At 61.9% G+C, this 22,250-nt stretch carries 14 protein-coding genes; 3 read left to right on the forward strand and 11 right to left on the reverse strand.

Translation table 11 applies throughout. The annotated features are described in order from the left end of the window. Position 1: 1 nt before the first annotated feature. Genes ACX80T_RS12085 through glf form a run of 3 tightly spaced genes read right to left on the reverse strand, consistent with a single transcriptional unit; the run spans position 2 to position 4,080 of the window. Positions 2–892: an ABC transporter permease gene (locus ACX80T_RS12085; protein ID WP_459304536.1), complete on the reverse strand. Its 891-nt coding sequence runs from the start codon at positions 890–892 to the stop codon at positions 2–4. Positions 893–895: 3 nt separating this feature from the next. Next, the gene (locus ACX80T_RS12090) at positions 896–2,896 is read right to left on the reverse strand and encodes a glycosyltransferase (RefSeq protein WP_459304537.1); all 2,001 of its coding nucleotides are present in this window, start codon (positions 2,894–2,896) and stop codon (positions 896–898) included. Then, on the reverse strand, positions 2,893–4,080 hold the full coding sequence (glf, locus tag ACX80T_RS12095) for a UDP-galactopyranose mutase (RefSeq protein ID WP_019483060.1): 1,188 nt from the start codon (positions 4,078–4,080) through the stop codon (positions 2,893–2,895). Before glf ends, ACX80T_RS12090 begins: the two co-directional genes overlap by 4 nt. 120 nt (positions 4,081–4,200) lie before the next feature. On the opposite strand from glf, the gene wecB reads away from it, so the two are divergent. Continuing rightward, entirely contained in the window at positions 4,201–5,253 is a 1,053-nt protein-coding gene (wecB, locus tag ACX80T_RS12100) for a non-hydrolyzing UDP-N-acetylglucosamine 2-epimerase (RefSeq protein WP_459304538.1), read from the forward strand. Positions 5,254–5,272: 19 nt separating this feature from the next. Here the strand turns inward: wecB and ACX80T_RS12105 are convergent, their stop codons facing one another. The 5 genes from ACX80T_RS12105 to ACX80T_RS12125 are packed head-to-tail and all read right to left on the reverse strand — an operon-like array spanning position 5,273 to position 10,468. Beyond that, entirely contained in the window at positions 5,273–6,415 is a 1,143-nt protein-coding gene (locus ACX80T_RS12105; RefSeq protein ID WP_459304539.1) for a glycosyltransferase family 4 protein, read from the reverse strand. A gap of 2 nt (positions 6,416–6,417) precedes the next feature. Then, positions 6,418–7,404 (reverse strand): Gfo/Idh/MocA family oxidoreductase, encoded by a 987-nt coding sequence (locus tag ACX80T_RS12110; RefSeq protein ID WP_459304540.1) that lies wholly within the window; start codon positions 7,402–7,404, stop codon positions 6,418–6,420. A gap of 2 nt (positions 7,405–7,406) precedes the next feature. Continuing rightward, positions 7,407–8,507, reverse strand: a complete 1,101-nt coding sequence (locus tag ACX80T_RS12115) for a DegT/DnrJ/EryC1/StrS family aminotransferase (RefSeq protein ID WP_459304541.1) — start codon at positions 8,505–8,507, stop codon at positions 7,407–7,409. Next, positions 8,504–9,139, reverse strand: a complete 636-nt coding sequence (locus tag ACX80T_RS12120) for an acyltransferase (protein WP_459304542.1) — start codon at positions 9,137–9,139, stop codon at positions 8,504–8,506. Before ACX80T_RS12120 ends, ACX80T_RS12115 begins: the two co-directional genes overlap by 4 nt. Before the next feature lie 39 nt (positions 9,140–9,178). Beyond that, complete coding sequence (locus ACX80T_RS12125) at positions 9,179–10,468, reverse strand: nucleotide sugar dehydrogenase (RefSeq protein ID WP_019483055.1); 1,290 nt, start codon at positions 10,466–10,468, stop codon at positions 9,179–9,181. Between the two features lie 191 nt (positions 10,469–10,659). Between ACX80T_RS12125 and ACX80T_RS12130 the strand changes: the two genes are divergently transcribed. After that, complete coding sequence (locus tag ACX80T_RS12130; RefSeq protein WP_459304543.1) at positions 10,660–14,718, forward strand: FtsK/SpoIIIE domain-containing protein; 4,059 nt, start codon at positions 10,660–10,662, stop codon at positions 14,716–14,718. On the opposite strand, the gene ACX80T_RS12135 is transcribed toward ACX80T_RS12130, so the two are convergent. Then, positions 14,629–15,069, reverse strand: a complete 441-nt coding sequence (locus ACX80T_RS12135) for a membrane protein (protein WP_024475680.1) — start codon at positions 15,067–15,069, stop codon at positions 14,629–14,631. The two genes, ACX80T_RS12130 and ACX80T_RS12135, sit on opposite strands and share 90 nt — an antisense overlap. A gap of 423 nt (positions 15,070–15,492) precedes the next feature. On the opposite strand from ACX80T_RS12135, the gene ACX80T_RS12140 reads away from it, so the two are divergent. Next, complete coding sequence (locus tag ACX80T_RS12140) at positions 15,493–15,741, forward strand: WhiB family transcriptional regulator (RefSeq protein ID WP_019483052.1); 249 nt, start codon at positions 15,493–15,495, stop codon at positions 15,739–15,741. A 158-nt stretch (positions 15,742–15,899) separates the two neighbouring features. On the opposite strand, the gene ACX80T_RS12145 is transcribed toward ACX80T_RS12140, so the two are convergent. Both ACX80T_RS12145 and ACX80T_RS12150 read right to left on the reverse strand, forming a co-directional pair. Then, positions 15,900–17,375, reverse strand: a complete 1,476-nt coding sequence (locus ACX80T_RS12145) for a sensor histidine kinase (RefSeq protein ID WP_019481726.1) — start codon at positions 17,373–17,375, stop codon at positions 15,900–15,902. A 13-nt stretch (positions 17,376–17,388) separates the two neighbouring features. Next, complete coding sequence (locus tag ACX80T_RS12150; protein WP_459304544.1) at positions 17,389–22,233, reverse strand: NAD-glutamate dehydrogenase; 4,845 nt, start codon at positions 22,231–22,233, stop codon at positions 17,389–17,391. Positions 22,234–22,250 lie beyond the last annotated feature (17 nt).

Here is a 22,250-nt window from a genome sequence, read left to right on the forward strand (position 1 = left end):
GTCACAACTCCTGGGCGAAGCGGCCCTCAAGCCGCCGGAAGGTCCATTGGCCGAAAATGGTCACCAGAAGGGCAGTCCCCAGTCCGATCGGGAGCCACATGTCGAGCAGGTTCGGCGGTGCAGCAATCAACGGATCGGTGATCTCTGATGTAGTGGGAAGCCAGAAGGCAAAGTGAAACAGTTCAACTGCGATCGTCAACGGATTAGCCTGATAGATCACCAGCAGCACCGACGCTGTTCCTGCCGAGAATGCCGTTGCCAGGCCATCCCGGACCATGGTCCAGGTGTAGAGCACTGGTGAAGCCCAGGTGGCGATCATCAGGAGCATATCGACGAAGTTCTCGCTGTCCCTGAAGTACACATTGGCGGCACCGAAAAACAACCCCAGACCCGTGGCCAGCAACGCGACAATTGCGAACCCTACCACCGCGGCAAAAATCTGGAAGAAGCCCGGGGTCCAACCAGCGAACAGGCAGGCCACCAGCAGCACCAGCAGTTGCGGAAGGAAATGCACCGCCGACACCCACACCGACGCAACCGGGAACAGTTCGCGGGGAAGGTAGATCTTCTTGATCAATCCGCCGTTGCCCACCACTGACCGGGAGGCGTTACCGAGCGCCTCATTGAAGAAGTTGATCAGCACGATGCCCGAAAACAGGTAAATGGCATAATTCTCGGTGTTGCGGTTCATCCCAAGGAAAACCCCTAGCGCAAACCAGAACACCAGGAACTGCACTCCTGGCTTGACGTACGACCAGAGGATCCCCAATACGGAGCCGCGGTATCTGACCTTCAGTTCCTTGGCGACCAGAAGCTTCAGAAGGAAGCGGGACCGCAGGACGTCGCGGAGACCAGCACCCAGACCGGGCGTGGTGAGTTCGCTGGTGCTCAACCGCTATCCGCTCTTCTCGGAGTTTTCTTCGAAGGTCTTTTTCCAGGCCTCGAAGGATGTGATCTCCTCGGCAGCTGCCTTGTACCTGGCGCTTAACTGGGGCCAGCTCCGAAGGATCTCCGCGTTCAGCCGACCCGCTTCAGTGAGCATGGCCCGTAGCTTTTTGGGATCCCTCTGGTACCAGGACGCTCCACTGCCTTCGGCGTTTGAGACAACGGCGCTGTCGTACTGCGACATCCGCCACCACTTGTTGTCCTGGTGCGCCACGAAAGCCTGTGGCCGCTCCCGGCTTGAGTCCTGCACCGGCTTACTTAGTTGGCGGACGATCGTCTTCGCGGCCCAGGGCACCAGCGTGGCGTAGGACGGTGCACGGAAGCCTTGTCCCTGCCTCGGTGGCTTGTCCATCCGCGCGCCCGGGAAGGCATCGGGGTCAGTTTTGAACTGGGAATCGGGGAAGTCTTTGGACATCCCCCGGATGTCAGTGAGCTTCGTCGGCAGCACCTCGTGGAGCTGCTCCGGTCCCTTCAGGATGTCCTGGAGAGCCATGATCCTGCCTCGCGCCGTGTAGTACTGCATGGAGATCAGGTGCTTGATGTCCATGTACCCGGATTCGCGTACCACGCGTCCGCCATGCTCATACGGGCTGTGGATTAGCGCGGCGATCATCCGGTTGCGGGTGTGGAAGTAGGCCTGCCAGCCCACCAGGTCATCCTTGTCGATCCATGACACATGCCACACCGCTGAACCAGGCATGGACACCGTCGGGTAACCGGCGGCCTTGGCACGCAGGCCGTACTCGGCGTCGTCCCACTTGATGAACACTGGCAGCGAGAGGCCAATGTCGCGGATGACTGTTGTCGGGATCAGGCACATCCACCAGCCGTTGTAGTCCACATCGACCCGACGATGGAGCCAGGGCGTATGACGGAGGTTGGAGCGAACAAAGTCATGACCCAGAACCTGCCCTTCCACTGGCTGGTCCGGCTGGAACCGCCACGGGTTCACCGTCTCACCAAAAGTGTGGAGAACGGTTCGGTTGTAGAGGTCGAACATGTGCCCGCCGACGATGGTCGGGGTTTTGCAATGATCGGCAAACGTCAGCAACCGAGCAATGCTTTCAGGCTCAATGACAACGTCGTCGTCAAGCAGCAGGGCGTAATCGCTACCGTTCTCCACCGCCTCGTACATGCCACGGGCAAAACCGCCTGAGCCGCCCAGGTTGGCCTGGTTAATGATCCGCAGTTTCCCCCGGAGGGCTGCCTCCACCTCGGCGAAACCAGGCTGATCTGCAACCTTCTGGGTCCCCTGGTCGACTACCAGGATTTCCTTGAGGGGTGCCAACGACTCGGGGTGGTCTGCCAGGATCGAGAGGTTATTGAGACAGAAGTCAGGTTTGTTCAGCGTGGTGATCTCAAGTGTGATCGAGCCCTGGGTTCCGACTGAATGCGGTGCCTGCCACTCGGCTTCGTCCAGGACCAAACTGCCGGACCCGGCCACGAGGTCAAACCAGTACCATCCTCCGTCTCCGAAGGGGGCAAGGGACAGCTCGAATGTCGTCACTGATGTGTCGGTGACCCGCTTGGTTTCCACGTGCTGGAGGGAACCACGCGCGTTGGATTTGTAGACGCTGATTCCGCCATCGCCGGTAGTGGCGACGCTGAGTCGTACCGACTGGACTGTGGTCCAGCGCCGCCAGTAGCTGGCGGGGAAGGCGTTGAAGTAAGTGCCGAAAGAGACACGCTCCCCGGACCTCACCAGTGTTGAGCGGCGGGACTTGAAGTCCTCGGCGTGAATTTCCTTCGCATCGCCGCTGCGCGCCGATCCGCCGCCCTGGGGCGACACGCTGCCGTCCATGGTGTTGAGCTGCACGCTGAGCGCACTTCCCGTATCCATGTAGAGCGAAGCGGTATCCAGGTCACTCTGGTTGGGCAGGACGACGCGCTGCAGGGTTTGCCAGCGGGGTTCCCCGGCTTCGTCGGTGGTTGTGATGACGGCATCGCTCATGCGTCTACCCCTCCGCTTTCGAGCTTGGTACCGCCCGTGAAGTGCGGCTTGAGTTTGTTGTCGTACATGGACAGCGCTGAGCCGATTGCCATGTGCATGTCAAGGTACTTGTAGGTGCCCAGCCGGCCACCGAACAGCACCGATTTCTCACCCTTGGCGAGGTCGCGGTATGCGCTCAGCTTGGCGCGGTCATCGCTGGTGTTCACTGGGTAGTACGGCTCGTCGTCTTTCTGCGCAAACCGGGAGAACTCGCGCATGATGACAGTCGCGTCCTTGGTGTAGTCCCGCTCGGGGTGGAAATGGCGGAACTCATGGATCCGGGTGTAGGCGATGTCTTCATCCGGGTAGTTCATCACTGAGCAGCCCTGGAAGTCTTCGATCGGGAGAACTTCTTCTTCCAAGTCGATGGTTCGCCACGACAGGTCGCCTTCGGCGTAGTCGAAATAGCGGTCGACCGGCCCGGTATAGATCACTGGAACCTGGCCCAGGGTGGCTGCCCGGGAGAACTCGTGATTGTCATCGAAGAAGTCGGTGTTGAGCTGCACCTGAATGTTGGGATGGTCTGCCATCCGTTCGATCCAGGCCGTGTACCCGTCTACGGGCAGGCCCTCGTACTTGTCGTTGAAGTACCGGTTGTCGTAGGTGTAGCGGACCGGGAGCCGGGAGATGATCTCGGCGGGCAGGTCCCGGGGATCGGTCTGCCATTGTTTGCCTGTGTAGTGCTTGATGAACGCCTCGTAAAGCGGACGACCAATGAGCTGGATGCCCTTGTCGTTAAGGTTCTGCGGGTCGGTCCCCGCCAGTTCCCCAGCCTGCTCCTGAATCAATGCCCTCGCTTCGGCTGGCCCGTATGAAGACCTGAAGAATTGGTTGATCGTGCCCAGGTTAATGGGCATTGGGTAGACCTCGCCCTGATGGCTCGAGTACACCTTGTGGACATAGTTGGTGAACTCGGTGAACCGGCTCACGTAGTCCCAGACCCGCTCGTTGGAGGTGTGAAAAAGGTGTGCACCGTAACGGTGGACCTCAATACCCGTTTGCGCTTCCTTCTCGCTGTAGGCGTTACCGCCAATATGGTGGCGACGGTCAATGACCGCTACCTTCAGGCCGAGCTCGGTGGCCGCCCGTTCAGCAATGGTCAGGCCGAAAAAGCCCGACCCTACGACAACGAGGTCAACGTTCACAAACACTCCTGAATTGTTGGGGGCAGCGCCGGCTACTCAGCGCTCTGCCTGCACAAGATTACCGGAGAATCAGGTTGCGCCTTGTATTTGGGCCACTGGGCAACGGCTAAAGTGGAACCCATGCGTATCCTTAGCGTCGTTGGCGCACGCCCACAGTTCGTCAAGCTCGCCCCCATTGCCGCAGCAATGAAAGGCCGGGTTGAGCACATCATCGTTCATACTGGCCAGCACTACGACTCCCTGATGTCGGATGTGTTTTTTCAGGACCTGGCCATTCCCGCACCCGACTACAACCTGGGTGTGGGTTCGGGCAAGCATGGCAAACAAACCGGAGCGATGCTCGCCGGGCTTGAGGAGATTTTCGAGCAGGAACGCCCTGACATGGTGCTTGTCTATGGAGACACCAACTCAACTCTCGCAGCAGCCCTCGCGGCTGTGAAGCTGCACATTCCGGTGGCACATCTTGAGGCGGGTCTCCGCTCGTTTAACCGCCGGATGCCGGAGGAACACAACCGGGTGCTGACTGACCACGCCTCCGACCTCCTGCTGGCTCCCACCGAAACAGCTATGGCCCATCTTGCCACTGAGGGATTGGCATCGAAGAGCGTGCTCGTTGGCGATGTGATGACCGATGTCCTGTTCAAGACCCGTGATTCACTGGTTTCGCAGAACGAGCAGCTACCGACCGGGATGATCAGTGGCGGTTACTACGTGAGCACCATTCATCGCCCGGACAATACAGACGATCTTGGCCGACTCCAGCAGATTGTCACGTCCCTGTCTCAGCTCGACAAGCCGGTACTGCTGTTGGCTCACCCACGCCTGGTGGATCTCGCGGCGCGCCATGGCATCGAGCTGGAAACCGGATCCATCCGCGTGGGCCAGCCGCTAGCTTACCCCGGACTGATCAATGCGGTGATGAACAGTGCTGGCGTGATTACCGACTCGGGCGGCCTGCAGAAGGAAGCCTTCCTGCTGCGGGTGCCGTGCACAACAATCCGCCCCGAAACTGAATGGGTCGAAACGGTCGAGCTGGGCTGGAATGTCCTCGTGTCCGAGCATCTCGAAACTCTCGCCGACGTCGTCCAGCGCCCACAGCCTGAGCCGACCTCAGCAGTTCCTTACGGTACGGGAACTGCCGCGACAGCTGTGGTTGACGCGCTGACCGCCTAGTGGGTCCAGCCGAGCCCGGTCAGTCGCGGGCGGCGGCCTCGATGACAGCCGCGGCCTTCGCGCCCACGCCGGTCAACGAGTAGTTTTCCTCAACCCATTGTGAAATGCGCTGCCGTTCGGCGGGGTCCTGCGGCCAGGTTAGAGCCGCCCTCATCGCAGCAGCCACCTCAGCGGCATCCCATTCGACGCTCACGCCGAGTCCCTCGTCGGCGATGATGTCCTTCAGCGGTCCAACTCCCGCGTAGATGACCGGGGTACCGCAGCTTAAGCTGACTAGCGCCTTGGTGGCGAACGCGAAATCGTACCCTCGAGACGGTCTCACCGAAGCGAGCCCGGCAACGCTGCCCCTGAGCGCTGCCGACACCTGACCGCCGTCGACGTTCCCTCTGAATTCGATCGGCGCGGCAGCCGCCTGGGCACGCTCTCGGAGAGCATCACCTTCAACTCCCTGTCCCAGCATCACGAGCCGAACGTCAGGGAACTCCTTGGCGATCGCGATGAACCCATCAACGAAAACACCGGCGCCCTGGATCTCGGACATGGTTCCTGCGTAGACGAAGTACCTGCCCTTGTCAGTGCCGGTTGGTCCGTCGCTGGTGAACTGCTCCGTGTCGACGCCCGTCCCCACATTGATAATCCGGTCCGATGGGCCAATCAGGGAGGCAACTGCCGTAGAGACTCCCTCGGACACAGTGAGGATCCTTCGGGCCCCTGACAGGGTCCAGCGCTCAACGGCGCGGAGGACCCGCACCACTGCCGGCGACACGCCAATACCTTCCGCGGCTACCGAACTGACATCGGCGGCGAAGTAGACGAAAGGGCGCCGGCGTAGTGCGGCGGCAATTCTGACCACCACACCGGTGGTGGGCGGGGGCTCCACCACAATGAGGTCAAAGGCCGGTGCAGTAAGCAGTCGGAAGAACAGCGGAATGTCGAAGCTGGCGTACTGGACATAGCCGCGCACCGCCCCAGACTTATCACGCAGGACCGGCCACCGCCGGACGGTCGGGGAGGATTTTCGCGACCCGGGCGCTGACGTCGTCAGCACGGTTACTCGATGTCCCCGGCCTTCCAGTGCTTTGACCATTGCCGCCAGCCGAAAAGCGGCAGCACCCGTCTCCGGGGCATAGATACGCGTTGCGACAAGGACTCTAAGCGGCATACCTAGAGCTTTATCGTTGCGCCGGTGGTGGCCGATTCGATGATGGCCTCTGCTACACGGAGGGTGTTGAGTCCTTCGCGCATGGTGACGATGTTGTTGGAGGTGCCCAGCACGGCGTCCCTGAAGGCCTCGTGTTCGGATCTGAGGGGTTCGCGTTTGGTCAGGGCGAGGCGGGTGATGTTGCCTTCGGAGACTCCCCTGAAGTTGGAGACGGCTTCCCATTCGGTGTTGATGGTGCCGTTTTCGAAGAACGTCAGGTCGGCGGTGAGGGTATCAGCGACGAACGCTCCCTTTTCCCCCGTGACCACGGTGAGGCGTTCCTTCATCGGGGAGAGCCAGTTCACCAGGTGGGAGGTGATCACGCCGTTTTCCAGCTGGCACGACGCGGTGACCATGTCCTCGTGCGGGCGACCGGACCGGGTGCTGGTCAGCGCGGAGACTGATGCGAAGGGTGACTGCGCGAGCCAGGCGGTCAGATCAATGTCGTGGGTGCCGAGGTCCTTCACGACGCCGACATCGGCGATGCGGGACGGGAACGGGCCCTGACGGCGGGTGGCGATCTGGTAGACCTCCCCCAGGTCGCCGTTCTCAATCCTGGCCCGCAGTGACTGCAACGCAGGGTTGAACCGCTCGATGTGGCCGACCGCTCCGACCAGATTGCGCTCTTCAAACGCGTCCACGAGGCGTTGCCCGCCGTCGATGGTCGACGCGATGGGCTTCTCGACCATGGTGTGGATGCCCGCGGCCGCCAACGCCAACCCGACTTCCTCATGGAGACCAGTCGGGACCGCGCACACAGCCATGTCGATGCCCTGGTTGATGAGCTCTTCGACCGAGCCGCAGACCGGCAGGGACCCGGCGACACCGTGCGGGTCGCCGAACGCATCAGCGACAGCGACGAGTTCGAGGCCTTCAACTTCCCGGATCACCCGGGCGTGATGGCGTCCCATCATGCCGAGCCCGATCAAACCGACTTTCAGATCAACCATGCTCAGGCTCCTGCCGTGGTCAACGCGTTGACCGCTTCAACGATGCGTTCCAGGTCTTCCTGGTCCAGCGACGGGTGCACCGGCAGGGATAGCACTTCCTGAGCCGCGATCTCCGTGTTGGGCAGGTCCTCTTCACGCATGAAGGACGGCAGACGGTGGTTCGGGATCGGGTAATACACTCCCGAACCGATCTGGTAGTCCTCCTTCAACGCGGAGGCGAGCTTGTCCCGGGCAGCAGCGCCGCCATCGACCCGCACCGTGTACTGGTGGTAGACGTGCTCGGCTCCCGGAGCCACAACAGGGGTGCCGACCCCGGTGAGATTCGCATCCAGGAACGCGGCATTAGCTTTGCGCTGAGCCGTCCAACCCGTCACCTTGGTCAACTGGACCCGCCCGATTGCAGCATGCAGGTTGGTCATCCGGGCGTTGAAGCCCACCAGCTCGTTCTCATACTGGCGTTCCATCCCCTGGTTACGCAGCAACCTCAGGTTCCGTTCGATGGTCGCGTCGCCGGTGGACACCATGCCACCCTCACCCGAGGTCATGTTTTTCGTCGGATACAGCGAGAACATCGCGAAGTCCCCGAACGTGCCCACTTTCCGGCCGTCCAGGCCCGCACCATGAGCCTGCGCCGCGTCTTCGAACAAACCGATTGAATGCTTATCGGCCAGGTCCCGGAACTGAACGATATTTGCGGGGTGCCCGTACAGGTGCACCGGCATGATGCCCTTGGTGCGGTCGGTGATCAACGACTCCACGTGGGCAATGTCCAGGCAGTAATGATCTAGTTCAATATCGGCGAAGACCGGTGTCGCACCGGTCAGGGCCACCGAGTTGGCGGTCGCGGCGAATGTGAAGGACGGCACAATCACCTCATCCCCAGGGCCCACCCCCGCAGCCAACAATCCCAGGTGCAGCCCGGACGTCCCGGAATTCACTGCCACAGCCGCCCGACCGTCTAACAGGACGTCGGAGAACTCGGTCTCGAAGGACGCCACCTCGGCGCCCTGCGCGAGCATCCCTGAAAGCAGTACGGCATCCACCGCTGCCCGCTCGTCGTCCCCTACAATCGGCTTCGCTGCCGGAATGAACCCTTTACTCATGCCTCTACCCCTACTGGTTTCAGTATTGAACTCGCTGTTGAACCCGCTGCTGTTGAACCCACTGCTGCTGTGGTTTCTTCGTACTTTTCTCCGGTGGCCGGGCACACCCAGGTACCCGCCTCGTTGCGCAGCGGGTGGCCGGCCTTACCGACCCAGCCAACCCGTTTCGCCGGGACCCCCACCATCAGGGCATATGCCGGAACATCCTTGGTCACGACGGCGCCTGCGGCCACAGTGGCCCACTCACCGATCGTCACCGGTGCCACACAGACGGCGCGGGCGCCAATCGACGCGCCGTCGCCGATGGTGACGCCGACCGGTGTCCAGTCGTGGGCGCTCTTGAGTTCACCATCCGGTGACACCGACCGCGGATATGTGTCATTGGTCAGCACCACCGCCGGGCCGATGAACACCCCATGACCCAACGACGCCGGCTCGTAGACGAGCGCGTAGTTCTGGATTTTCGAATTCGCGCCAACCTGGACACCGGTTCCGATATACGCGCCCCGGCCCACGATGCAGTTCTCCCCCAGGACCGCGTCCTCACGTACCTGCGCCAGGTGCCACACCTTGGTGCCCTCACCCAGGGTGGCCTGGGCGGACACATCAGCGCCGTCAGCTATGAAACTCATCGAGTCCTTCTTCCGTTATGAAGCGCGTGTCGCAAAGGATCAGGCCTTGCCGATGACCCGGTACAGCACACCGTCCCAGTGCTCAGCCGAACTCACCCGACGCCCATCAATGAATGCCTTCACCCCAGGAAGATCAGCCGGGCCCAACGACGCATACGACTTGTGGTTGGCCTGCACCACGGCGGCATCGATCGGCTCACCCAGGTGGTACGCCTCGAAACCCAGACGCTGAAGTTCCTCATCCGTGTACATCGGATCATGCACCAACGCGGTAGCTCCACGGGCCTTGAGCGCATCAACGGCAGCGAACACCCCGGAAAACGCTGTCTCCTTCACTTCACCGCGGTACGCGGCGCCAAGCACCACCACCCGTGCACCCTGAAGGTCGCCATACGCGCCCTCCAGAAGCCCAATCGTGTAATCCGGCATACCAGCATTAGCCTCACGCGCGGCACGGACCACCGTCGCGTCAGGGTCATTCCACAGATACAACCGCGGATACACCGGAATGCAGTGACCGCCCACCGCGATACCTGGCTGATGGATGTGGCTATACGGCTGCGAGTTCGACGCATCGATCACCTGATAAATATCAATCCCGGTCGTCGCCGCGAACCGGGCAAACTGATTGGCCAACCCGATATTCACATCCCGGTACGTGGTCTCAGCCAGCTTCGACAGCTCCGACGCTTCAGCGGAACCCAAATCCCAGACGCCATTCCCCCGAGGCAGATCGGGACGGTCATCAAAGTCAAGGACAGCCTCATAAAACTCAACAGCCGTCGCCGCGCCGGCCGGGGACAACCCACCCACCAGCTTCGGGTACTTCCTCAAATCCTCGAACACCCGACCAGTCAGCACCCGCTCTGGGGAGAACACCAAATGGAAATCCACGCCCTCGACCAAACCTGAACCAGCCTCAAGCATCGGCTTCCACCGCGTCCGGGTCGTACCCACCGGAAGAGTCGTCTCAAACGACACCAACGTGCCAGGCGTCAAATGCTTCGCCAGCTCATTCGTCGCCGCATCCATCCAACCGAAATCAGGCTTCGCATCCTCATCAACGAACAACGGGACCACCAACACCACAGCATCAGCACCAGGCACCGCATCCGCGTAATCAGTGGTAGCCCGCAACTTCCCCGCCGGAACCAGCTCCGAAAGCTTCTCCTGCAAATGGGCTTCGCCCGGGAACGGCTCAACCGCCTGGTTCACCAACCCAACTACCTGAGCGTTCACATCCACGCCGACCACCTCGTGGCCCTTGGACGCGAACTGCACGGCGAGCGGAAGCCCGATTTTCCCAAGCGCAATAACAGCAATCTTCACGAAACAATGACCTTCTCTAGTGGCAGGTAAAGAACATGTCCAGCCGGACCCAGTAGTCAAGCCTATAGGCACACAGGGAAAAACGCCTGATCTGCGTTTGTCCACTTTTCGCCTCGTCAGGCCGCCCGGCCTGCCCTGGGCCGATAGCGTCGGTGACAGAAATCGTTGGATTCCGCCGAAGGTCCGGGCCTATGCTGCTTCACCTCACACTGGTTTGGGCGCCCTGCCCTTCGGCGCCACCACAGGGCAGGACGATTGAGCTGGTCGTTGACACCTCGCTGATTAGGTCGACCCTGGCGCTCCGAGATGCTCTGTTCGCTGGGTACAAAACTGGTGCGTGCACCGTCGCGGGTCAGTCGCTGGAGGATCTGAGTCTCGGCGTGGCACCCCTGGTGACTGGGGCGGTGGTCGTGGCAGGCGGCACGGTCCCCTGCCCGGACCGGCCCCGGGGCGGAACATTACCGCCACACCTGGTCTTTGTCGTTTGTTCCGGGCCGGATGCTGGCCAGCTGGTAGGACTCACCCGCGGTACGTACTCGGTCGGACGCTCGGGAACTGACATTGTCCTTGACGATCCTGAAGTGTCGCGGGTCCACGCGCTGCTGACCGTCGAACGGAATCGTGTCCTGCTGCGGGACGTCTCCTCAGGCAATGGGACCTGGGTTGATGATTCGCTGGTAAGTGAAGCTACTGTCTCGGTCACATCCAGGATCAGACTAGGGGGTAGCCGTTGCCGTCTCTCACTGGTAGATCAGCCCCCGCCGGGCGAGCCGGTTCCCCATCTTTCAGAGCCCCTCGAGGTAGCGCGCCCGAGCTCTGTCACCGCAAACCCGGCGATGGTGGCTGCCGCCCTCGTTCCGCTCGCTCTGGGAATCGGTTTAGCCCTGACCACCGGGATGTGGCTTTTTCTGGGCTTCAGCGTGTTGTCGGCCGGGGTCGGCTTGGCTCCGCTGGTGGCGCGCCGCCGTGCACGCCGTGGTTTCGCTGCCGCCCTAGCCCGGGCAGCCGAGGAGGACCGAGATCGACGGCGGGCCGTGTGCGACGTCGGCTGGCTGGCCTTACAGGCCGTCGCATCAACCTATCCCGATCAGGCAGTACGCCGCGGAATGGACGGAATCCCGGTTTTCGTCAGGATTGGGGAGGGGACCCAGCACGCGAACCTGGTGGTCAAGCCGGCAGGCGGATTTTGGGCTCCTCCGCTTTTGACTGATGTTCCGGTGGTTATTGAACTAGCTTCGAATGGAACAGTATTTCCTGTGCCGGAGATCAGCATTTCGGGGTCCGGACTCCACCTGCTGGGACTGGCTCGATCTCTGCTGCTTCAGCTAAGCCATTCGCCCGGTGCCGCGATCTGTGTTGGAACCGACGTTGAACTGCCGGTGGACGCACGCTTTCTTCCTGGGATTGTGCTGGCTGATACGGACACGGCGCTCGCCGAACTTTCCCGGGCCGAATTCCCGGTACCGGTGTTGTTGTTCGGATCGAGTGCCCTCTGGAATCCGCCGAGGGGACGGTTGGCTGCGATTTTCAGGTTTGGGGTCGGCCCTGGGGAGGAGTTACCCCCGGGGCCGGACCGGTCTGGGATGCGCATTGATCTTCGCGGCGGTCAAGCCGACCTGCTGGCCAAAGGATATCCGAGCAGTTTCCGCCCGGACCTGGTGGGTAACCGGTCGTTCGGCAGGCTTGCCCGCGCGCGGGCGATCCGGGGGTTCGCTGATTGTCCTGCGGCAGTGGCTGGTATCGGCCAAGAGTTCCCAATCCCGTTTAGCCGGACCAGCCTCGCCCTTCTCGTACCAACCGCACCTGAGCAGGTGATCCGCACCTGGGCCAGGCCCGAGCCGGGCCTCGCCGCGCCGATTGGCCCCAGCGCTGCGGGCGCACTGATCTTTGACCTGGTCTCGGACGGACCACACTTGCTCATTGCGGGGACTACGGGGTCGGGAAAATCAGAACTCCTCAGATCCCTGGTTCTTTCCATTGCGCTCCACCACAGTCCCAGCGACGTGAACTTTCTCTTCATTGACTTCAAGGGTGGTGCCGCGCTGCGGATACTCTCCGACCTGCCGCATGCCGTGGGCCTGCTGACCGATCTGTCGGCGGCTGCAGTAGCGCGGGCCCTCAAGTCCTTGCTGGCAGAGATCAGGCGACGGGAGCAACTCTTCGCACGATATCTCGTCGGTGATATCCGCGAGTGGCCGGACCCCGACAGACCAGTGCTCCCCCGCCTGGTTCTGGTCATCGATGAGTTTCGAATGCTCGTGGAAGATGTTCCCGGTGCGATGGGGGATTTGATGCGCGTTGCCACCCTCGGGCGGTCGCTGGGCATTCACCTGATCATGGCAACCCAACGCCCTCAAGGTGCCCTATCGCCGGATATCAGGGCCAACGTGACCGCCACCATGGCGCTCCGGGTCGGATCAGCGCTTGAGTCTCACGATCTCATCGGATCCACGGCGGCAGCCGCCATCCCAGTGGATGCACCGGGACGAGCCCTTCTAAAAGTGGGGTCCGGGAACCCGATCGAATTTCAGACTGCATCAACAGGAGCGCCCGGAAACGAGGGTGCGACCGGCGCTGGAGTTGTCGCCCTGGCCAGCTACCTCCGGCAGCCAGAGGCCGCAAGCCCCACCCCGGTGCAGGGCCAGCGGACGGTGATTCCCACACCCATAGCTCCCGAGCTGGCCACACGGCTGGTGACTGTGCTGGCTGCTGCCACGGCCATGAAACCGGGCGCTCCGCTGCACTATCCGGTCCTGCCAGAGCTACCCGCAATAGTGCCACCACTTCCCGACCCGCCCAGCCCCCCGGGCACCGTCCCGTTGGGGTTGCTCGATCTACCGGAGCAGCAGTCCCAACGTCAACTCCTGTGGTCCCCTGTTGAGCAATCACATCTCGCATTGGTCGGCTACCCGCCTGGCGGGACCACCGATGCCCTGGTACACCTCGTGGATCAGCTGGTGCACCGGGTACCGGATCATCACCTGTATCTTCTGGACGGCGATGGGAGACTCGGGTGGGCGGCCCCGGCGCCCCAGGTAGGCGCGCATGTCGGCCCGCAGGAGCTCAAGCGAGCTGCACGCGTTCTGAAGCTGATATCCGAGCAGGTCATCACCCGGCTTTCGCGTTCCCCCGGGTCCGACGACGGCACTCCCCCCAACCCTGAGCTGGTTGTGGTGATTTCCGGGTGGGGTCGCTGGGCGGGAGCGCTCCGAAACAGTCGGTGGGCTTGGGCCGAAGGACTTCTGCAGGACATTGCCCGGGACGGTCTCGCTGCTGGCATCACCCTGGTGGCTGCCGGCGGACGTGAGCTGACAACTTCCCAGTTTTTTACTCAAATTCCCAATCGATTGTATTTTCCTCTGGGCGCGGGCCGAGAAACGATTCTGACGTGGCCAGCCCATTCGCCGACGGAAGATCTACCAGGGCGCTGCCTGGCTCAGGGGCCGATCGGGACCACAGCGGGCGCCCTGGGACAGGTGGCCCTCGGACGAATAACCGGACCCGCCGTCAACCCTGCCACCGGGCCACAGCCGACGACGCAGCCCTTCCGGGTGCTGCCCATTCCCTCGGTAATCCGCGCGTCCGGCGACCTGTTCAGGGCCCCGGTTGGGGGTCCGCTGCGCGTACCAATCGGCGTCGGCGGCGACGAGCTGGGAGTGGTTTACCTTGAGCCGACGAGGGGTTCGGTGTTCCTTGTCCTGGGCAGCGCAGGTTCAGGGCGCACCACCCTCCTCCAGCGCATCGCGGCGTCGGTACCCACCGGCACGGTATGTCTGGGCCCGGGCTCGCAGGCCGAGCCGGACTCCTTCTGGAGGGACCTGGCCCTGGCCCACCGTGCCGGTGATGAGCCATCCGATGCTCTTCTCCTGATTGATGACGCCGATCGGCTCGCACCCGAGACGCACCGCCATCTCGCTGTGCTGGTCGCGGCGGGCTATCGGCTCATTCTTACGGCCCTGAACGGCCCTGCGGTCACCAGAATCCCGTTGGCAGCCCAGGCACGATCGACACGGGCGGGAATGGTCCTTTCCCCCCGTCAACCATCTGATGGAGATTTTTTCGGCGTACGACTGGACTGTGATGATTGCCCCACCCCGGGGCGTGGGTTTCAGCTGGGCCACGGTGACCCACTTGAGGTCCAGGTTGCGCTCCCCCCCTGGTTAAAGGACCTTGGGGCTGTCTGCCGTACGCGTGGTGTGGGCGACAACTGGTTTGGTGAACAGGAGCAGCACGACGGCCGCCGCCGGTAGCAACAGGGCCACACCCACAATCACGACGCCGGCTGACAGCGTGGGTATGGCGATCACGATCATGAAGAGTTGGAACACCAGCGCAGCGGATCTAGTCCAGCGGTACCCGCGGAGGAGGTTGTAGCTGACCGCAAGTAGCCAGATCGCGAGCACCACGAGGAATACCATGGTGAAGACTGCCCCGCCGAGCGAGGTGGGTGTGCTGGTGAGGAGCCCGTACAGGTACCATCCAGCGGCGGCGAGCAGTCCGAGCGCCTCCACCAACAGAATCGCAGCAATAACTTTAGCTCCGGCCGGACGAGCACCGGCGGGAAGAGGTTCGGGTGTTGCCTCGCCAGTTGCGCCCGCCATCAGCGTGTCACCCGAGGGAAAGTCGTTCGTTTTAGCTGCAATTTCTGCATAAACGTATCCATATCATCTAGTCAATCGCCATGACGATTTCTGCACCCTAATTCTTTGGTCCAGCCGTCGAGGCTTGTGGTTTCTCAAGCCTAGTCATGATGATCCTGCCGAGCATCCGAGGTCTTGACACGGAGGCGGCCACCCGACATAGTCGAATCAAAGCGACGCATTGATTTCCGTGCCAGCTGCTAATGGCTGTGATGTATAACTCACCACATTGCACAATTTACCGCTTGTTTCCTCTTGTTTGCTTCGATTTAACGTGGCAGCCTTGAGGAAGAAGCAACCGGGGGCCGTACTGGCCCCTTTACTATGTGGCCATTCGTGAATGTTTTCACAAACACGGATCGCCGAAGGAGAAAGTGATCGTACATGGATTGGCGTAGCCGCGCTGCATGTCTGGACAAGGACCCGGAGCTGTTCTTCCCGGTCGGAAATACTGGGCCTGCCCTTCTTCAGATCGAAGAAGCCAAAAGCGTTTGCCGTCGTTGTCAGGTGGTTGACACCTGCCTTCAGTGGGCTATCGAATCGGGACAGGATGCCGGTGTTTGGGGTGGACTGAGTGAAGATGAGCGCCGCGCTCTCAAACGTCGCGCCGCCCGGGCTCGTCGCGCGTCCTAACTGCCGTCGGGGCCACGAACGCTGACCAGCATTAGGTAATAGGAACGGATCGCCACCCCCGGGGTGGCGATCCGTTCCTATTACCTAATGCTGTGGAAAATCAATGCTGTGGAGAATCACCGCTGTGATGGGCTGACTGCTGCTATGAGCGACTGCTGTCATGAGCGGTTGTCATGCAATCCCAGCTCAATAGACACGGCTGTCCCGCCGCCCTCCCGTGGCGCCCACTCGATGGTGCCATCCAACTCGCTGGTGACCAAGGTCCTGACGATTTGAAGGCCAAGGCCCTCCTTGTGGTTTTCGTAGGGCAGGCCGATCCCGTCGTCGGCGACCGTGACGTTCAGAATTTCGTCGCCGTCGCTGCCCGTCCGTCGATTGGCGAGAAGCCACACCGTACCGGTTCGTTCCGCGAGCCCATGCTCCACCGCATTGGTGACCAGTTCATTGATCACCAGGGCCAACGGCGTGGCGAAATCACTGGGCAGTTCGCCGAATGACCCGGCGCGTTCGGTACGCACTACGTGGGCGGGGGACGCTACTTCAGCCGACAGCCGGAATTGCCGTGCGATCAGCTCGTCGAAGTCGACGCTCTGGGATAGTCCCTGCGAAAGGGTCTCGTGCACCAGGGCGATAGTCCCTACCCGGCGCATCGCCTGCTCCAGCCCCTGCTTGGCTTCGTCGCTCACCATGCGCCGGGATTGCATCCGCAGCAATGCGGCAACGGTCTGCAGGTTGTTCTTCACCCGGTGGTGGATTTCCCGGATGGTGGCGTCTTTGGAAACCAGCTCCATCTCCCTGCGGCGCAGCTCAGAGACATCCCGACACAGCACCAAGGCGCCGAACCGGTCCTTCTCGTCGCGCAGGGGAATGGCCCGCAGCGACAGGCTCACACCACGTGATTCGATTTCCGTCCGCCAGGGCATCCTGCCAGTAACCACCAGCGGGAGGGTTTCATCGACCATGCGCCGGTCGGTGAGAAGCGAGGTGACTATCTCCGCTAAAGACCTGCCTTCCAGTGTCTCAACATCGCCGAGCCTCCTGAATGCCGAGACGCCGTTCGGGCTCGCATACTGAATAACTCCTTCGACGTCCAGCCGAATCAAACCATCGCCAACGCGTGGGGCCCCGCGCCGGGAACCGGTGGGGGTTGCGAAATCCGGCCACAGTCCGAGCGTGCCCATCCGGAGGAGATCGTGAGCGCATTGGCGGTAAGTCAGTTCAAGCCGCGACGGCATTCGGGAACTGGAGAGGTCCATATGTGTGGTGACCACCGCGAGGGTCCGACCGTTCCGCACCATCGGCACCGCTTCGACCCGCATAGCCATTTCGGTGGTCCAGTTCGTATCCCCGGACCGTTCCATCTTTTGGCTCATCCACGCTTTGTCGACCAGCGGAAGCAGATCGGCCCGGATCCGCTCCCCCACGAAGTCCGTGTGAAAGACGGTGTGGGAGGTGGACGGCCTTACATGGGCCAACGCTACGTACCCACCGTCGTCCAGGGGAAACCAGAGCGCAAGGTCGGCGAAGGCTAGATCAGCAACCATCTGCCAATCCCCGACCAGAAGATGCAACCATTCCGCATCGCCTGGTCCGAAATGCGCGTACTCACGGATCGGATCAGTGAATATTGCCACGAGCTTCCCGGCCCTACCGTCGGACGATCGACCGGAGCAACCGGAGCGCAACCGACAGCGACGCCATGTCGTCGCGTTCGAGGCGGTTGATCTCGGCGAACATGTGACGGGCGCGCTCAAGCATTTCGGCGTTCTGCTGTTCCCAGGCGACGAGCCGATCCCCTGCTTCTGCCCCCTCCATGCTCGACGAAGCCTTCATCACCGAGACGGTCATATCGGCAATCGCCGAGTACAGATCGTCCCGTAATGCTGCCCTGGCCAGTGCCTGCCACCTGTCCCTGCGCGGAAGGGTGGTAATCCGCTCCAACAGGTTGTCGACAGCAAACCTGTCGTAGACGGCGTAGTAGACCTGGGCAATGCGTTCGACTGGTTCGTCGATTTGCTGGGTGATCAGGGCGACATCGAGCAGACCGAAAGACTCGAACTGTTCGGCCCAGTGCCGGGCAATATCGTCCGGCAAACCCCACTCTTCTGCGCGGGCAAACCACTCGTTGACCCGCTCCTTGTCCCTCCCACGCACGTAGTCAACAAGATGGGTACGCAGCGGGTCCATCAGCGGCTTGAATGTCTCGATGTCGTCGGCCACTGACGTGCCCTGCCCGACATTGTTGACGAACCATCTGACGGCCCGGTCGAGTAGCCGACGCATGTCCAGATGCACGGCTGCCCATCGTTCGGTCGGGAAACTCGCCGGAAGTTCGCCCAGCGCGTCCACCAAAGCATCGAGGTCGTAGATTTCGCGCAGCGCAACGAACGCCCGGGCAATCACCGGCCCTGATACCGAGGTCTCCTCCATCACCCGGAAAGCGAACGTGATACCGCCCAGGTTGATCATGTCGTTGGCGATCACCGTCGAGATAATCTCGCGCCGCAGCGGGTGAGTATCGAGCTGGCTGTCGAAGCGCTCTGCCAGCTGTTTGGGGAAGTACTCCCTCAGAGTGCTGCCGAACCACGGGTCGTCGGCCAGATCGCTATTGGTGAGGGCCTTGGTCAGTTCAATCTTGACGTAGGCTGCCAGCACCGACAGCTCGGGTGAGGTAAGCCCCTGTCCGCTCTCCACGCGGGTCCGCAGTTCCTGCGTGGTGGGCAGCGCTTCAAGTTCCCGGTTCAGGTCCGCGTTCGTCTCCAGCCAATCCATGAGGCGTTCAAAGCTGGGGCTCCATTCCAGAACACGCTGCCGATCGTTCAGGAGCAGAACGTTCTGGTCGATGTTGTCTTTCAGGACCAGCCGTCCTACCTCGTCAGTCATCGAGTGCAGGAATTCAGCGCGTTCCGCCGCGGGTAGCGCACCAGTCCGGACCATCCGGTCAACGAAGATCTTGATGTTGACCTCATGGTCCGAGCAATCGACGCCTGCCGAGTTATCGATCGCGTCGGTGTTGAGCACCACACCAGCCAGTGCAGCCTCGATGCGCCCCAACTGGGTCATCCCAAGGTTTCCGCCCTCACCCACAACCCGGGCACGCAACTGGTTGCCATTGACGCGGATCGCGTCGTTGGCCTTGTCCCCGACTTCTGCATGGGTTTCGCTGGATGCCTTGACGTATGTGCCAATGCCGCCGTTGTACAGGAGATCCACCGGCGCACAGAGGATGGCACGGAGCAGCTCTGGCGGGCTCAGCGTGGTTACTGACTCATCCAGCCCAAGAGCCGCACGTACCTGGGCCGAGATGGGCACAGTCTTGGATTGCCGTGGGTAGATCCCACCGCCCTCGCTGATCAGTGCCGCGTCGTAGTCCTCCCAGCTTGACCGTGGGAGGTCAAACAGCCGACTCCGCTCGGCGAATGATGCTGCCGCGTCTGGGGTCGGGTCGAGGAAGATGTGCCGGTGGTCAAACGCCGCAACGAGCCGAATGTGCTCGGACAGCAGCATGCCATTACCGAAGACGTCACCGCTCATGTCGCCGACGCCCACCACCGTAAACTCTTCGGCCTGGGTGTCGACGCCGAACTCGCTGAAGTGCCGTTTCACCGATTCCCACGCGCCGCGGGCCGTGATGCCCATCTGCTTGTGGTCGTAGCCGACCGACCCGCCTGAGGCGAAGGCGTCCCCTAACCAGAAACCATATTCGGCCGATAGCTCGTTGGCGATATCGGAGAACGCGGCTGTGCCCTTATCAGCTGCCACCACCAGGTAGCTGTCGTCGCTGTCATGCCTCACCACGCGGGGCGGAGGGACGACGGTTTCGCCGTCGTCGCCTGTCACCAGGTTATCGGTGATATCGAGCAATGCCCGGATGAAAGTGCGGTAGCTTGCCTGTCCTTCAGCCAGCCAGGCAGCACGATCCACCGCAGGATTGGGAAGCTGCTTCGCGAAGAAACCACCCTTGGCGCCAGTCGGAACGATCACCGCGTTCTTGACCGTCTGCGCCTTCACCAGACCGAGCACCTCGGTCCGGAAATCCTCGCGACGGTCAGACCAGCGCAACCCTCCGCGGGCGACCTTGCCGAACCGCAGATGGACACCTTCGACCTGCGGTGAGTACACCCAGATTTCGAACTTCGGCCGAGGGTGGGGTGCCCCGTCGATGGCCGAGGTGTCGAACTTGAAACTGACGTGGCGCTTGTCCTGGAAGTAATTGGTTCTCAGGGTTGCGCCGATCAGGTTTCCGAAGGTGCGCAGGACCCGGTCGGCGTCGAGCGTGGGAACCTGTTCCAGCCCGGACTCCAGGGTGGCCCGCGCACTGTCGGTGAGTGACTCCCGTTCGGCTTCGCTGAGGTCGGGGTCGAACCGGGCTTCGAAGAGCATCACCAGTGCGCGGCTGACCGCTGCGTTGGCGAGCAGGGTGTCCGCGACAAAACCGTAGGAGTTGGTGTTGCCCATCTGCCGCATGTACTTGGCATAGCTGCGCAGGATCACCACCTGGCGCCAGTGGAGGTTTTCGCGAAGGACCAGCCGGTCGAACGGGTCAGACTCGGAAGACCCGGCCACAGCTGCGGCGAACGATTCCTCGAGCAGCCGGCCGGTGCGAACAGGGTCAATGCCCGCCGGGTACTTCAGGCCCAGGTCATACAGGAAGAATTCCTTGCCGTCGGAGCGCTCAACCTCGAATGGGCGTTCATCCAGCACCTCGAGTCCGAGGTTATGGAGGAACGGAAGGATCTGACTCAGGCTTTTGGGCTCCGTCAGGTAGAGCTTTAGTCGGGCGTCCTCCTCCAGTCGTTCGCCTGCTCCCTCGGGGACATACACGTGCATGACCGGCGCGGCTGGGGAGTTCTTCTCGCACCGTTCAAAACGTTCGATGTCCTGAAGGGCGTCCTCCACCTCGTAGTCGACCCGGTAGCTGGCCGGAAAAGCTTCAGCCCACAAACCCGAGACGTCCTCGGCAGTCCGCCGGTCGAACCGTCCACGGACCACCTCATCGATACCTTCGGACCAGGACCGGGCGGCGCCCACCAGCCGCTGCTCAAGCGCTGCCGGTTCCACCGGTGCAACCTCAACGCCCCGCGGCAGCCTGATACGGAAGAACAGCCGCGCAAGGGCAGATTCGCTGATCCGCGCCTCGTAGTCGATGGATTCGGCTTTGAAAGTCTGTCGCAGTTCTTGCTCAATCCGCAGGCGCACCCCGGTGGTGTACCGGTCACGTGGCAGGAAGACCAGTGCCGACATGAATCGGCCGTAAATATCTGGTCGCAGAAAGAGCCGTGTACGGCGACGTTCCTGGAGCTTCAGGATCCCCATCGCCGTCGTGATCAGGTCCTGGACCTCGATCTGGAAAAGCTCGTCGCGCGGGTAGGTCTCGAGAATGGACAGGAGATCCTTGCCCGAATGCGAGTCGGGTGGGAAGCCGCACTGCAACAGGACAGCATTGACTTTGTCACGCACAATCGGCACGCCGCGCACCGAGCCGGTGTACGCACTGGTCGCGAAGAGTCCGATGAACCGGCGTTCGCCATTGACGTTCCCCTGCGCATCGAATCGTTTGACGCCAATGTAGTCGAGGTAGGCGGCACGGTGGACCGTCGAGCGGGAGTTCGCCTTGGTGATGACCAGGGCTCGCTTCTCCCTGGCCTTGGCTTTGCCGGCGCTGGTAAGTTGCTGGACCTGACGTCCGCCGACGGGGTGCCTCAACAGCCCCAGTCCGTTCCCGTCTGCGATCCGCAGAACGTCCTGGCCGTCGTCGTCGGTCAGGAGGTCATATTCCTTGAACCCCAGGAAGGTGAAGTTTCCGGCATCCAGCCAGGTAAGCAACTCCCGGGCCTGGTCAAGGTCGGGGATGTCGGCGCCACCTGGAACGGAGTCGAGGGACGCGGCGATCTCGCGGACCTTGCTCCGCATGGCGGGCCAGTCTTCTACCGCTGCGCGTACATCGCCGAGAACGTTGGTCAGCCCGGCAATGATTTTCTGGCGACGGTTGTCGTCGAGGATCCGGCCTACTTCGACGGCAATCCATGACTCGATGTGGGCTGCAACGTCGCCGTCGGCGATCAAGTGTGAGACGTTGGGCAGAGCTGCTGTATCACCGCTGGACACACCTGCCGAGGACGGTACCCGCTGCAATTTGTGCAGCGCAGCACTTGCCCGGTCCCGGGTGGCGATGAAGGTGGGGTGCATGACGAGCCGGATGGCCACCTGATGGCGCACCAGCTCGGCGGCCACCGAGTCAACCAGGAACGGCATGTCATCGGTCACGATCATGATGACGCTGGCGTCGGACTGGTCGAAGATGTCTACCGCCGCTTCACCAACCTGGCGGTTTTCGGCGAGGCCACGGTGTCGCAGGGCGCGCTCTTTGAGCGCTTCAGCTGTGTGTGCCTTGGCGTCCTCTTCAGCGAGATGTTCATAGTAGTGACTGATGAACTCTCCGGTAGAAGTGTCGGAACTTGGCTGGTCCGTCATGCTGGATCCAGACGACATGAAAACGCCTCCATAAA

This window comes from Arthrobacter sp. Sr33 (assembly GCF_054511195.1).

Excerpts from the sequence above, each read along its gene's own strand:
- ACX80T_RS12135 (WP_024475680.1), bottom strand. The coding sequence starts at position 15,069 with ATGGCGGGCGCAACTGGCGAGGCAACACCCGAACCTCTTCCCGCCGGT.
- ACX80T_RS12150 (WP_459304544.1), bottom strand. The coding sequence starts at position 22,233 with ATGTCGTCTGGATCCAGCATGACGGACCAGCCAAGTTCCGACACTTCT.
- wecB (WP_459304538.1), top strand. The coding sequence starts at position 4,201 with ATGCGTATCCTTAGCGTCGTTGGCGCACGCCCACAGTTCGTCAAGCTC.
- ACX80T_RS12105 (WP_459304539.1), bottom strand. The coding sequence starts at position 6,415 with ATGCCGCTTAGAGTCCTTGTCGCAACGCGTATCTATGCCCCGGAGACG.
- ACX80T_RS12090 (WP_459304537.1), bottom strand. The coding sequence starts at position 2,896 with ATGAGCGATGCCGTCATCACAACCACCGACGAAGCCGGGGAACCCCGC.
- ACX80T_RS12130 (WP_459304543.1), top strand. The coding sequence starts at position 10,660 with ATGCTGCTTCACCTCACACTGGTTTGGGCGCCCTGCCCTTCGGCGCCA.
- ACX80T_RS12110 (WP_459304540.1), bottom strand. The coding sequence starts at position 7,404 with ATGGTTGATCTGAAAGTCGGTTTGATCGGGCTCGGCATGATGGGACGC.
- ACX80T_RS12140 (WP_019483052.1), top strand. The coding sequence starts at position 15,493 with ATGGATTGGCGTAGCCGCGCTGCATGTCTGGACAAGGACCCGGAGCTG.
- ACX80T_RS12115 (WP_459304541.1), bottom strand. The coding sequence starts at position 8,507 with ATGAGTAAAGGGTTCATTCCGGCAGCGAAGCCGATTGTAGGGGACGAC.
- ACX80T_RS12120 (WP_459304542.1), bottom strand. The coding sequence starts at position 9,139 with ATGAGTTTCATAGCTGACGGCGCTGATGTGTCCGCCCAGGCCACCCTG.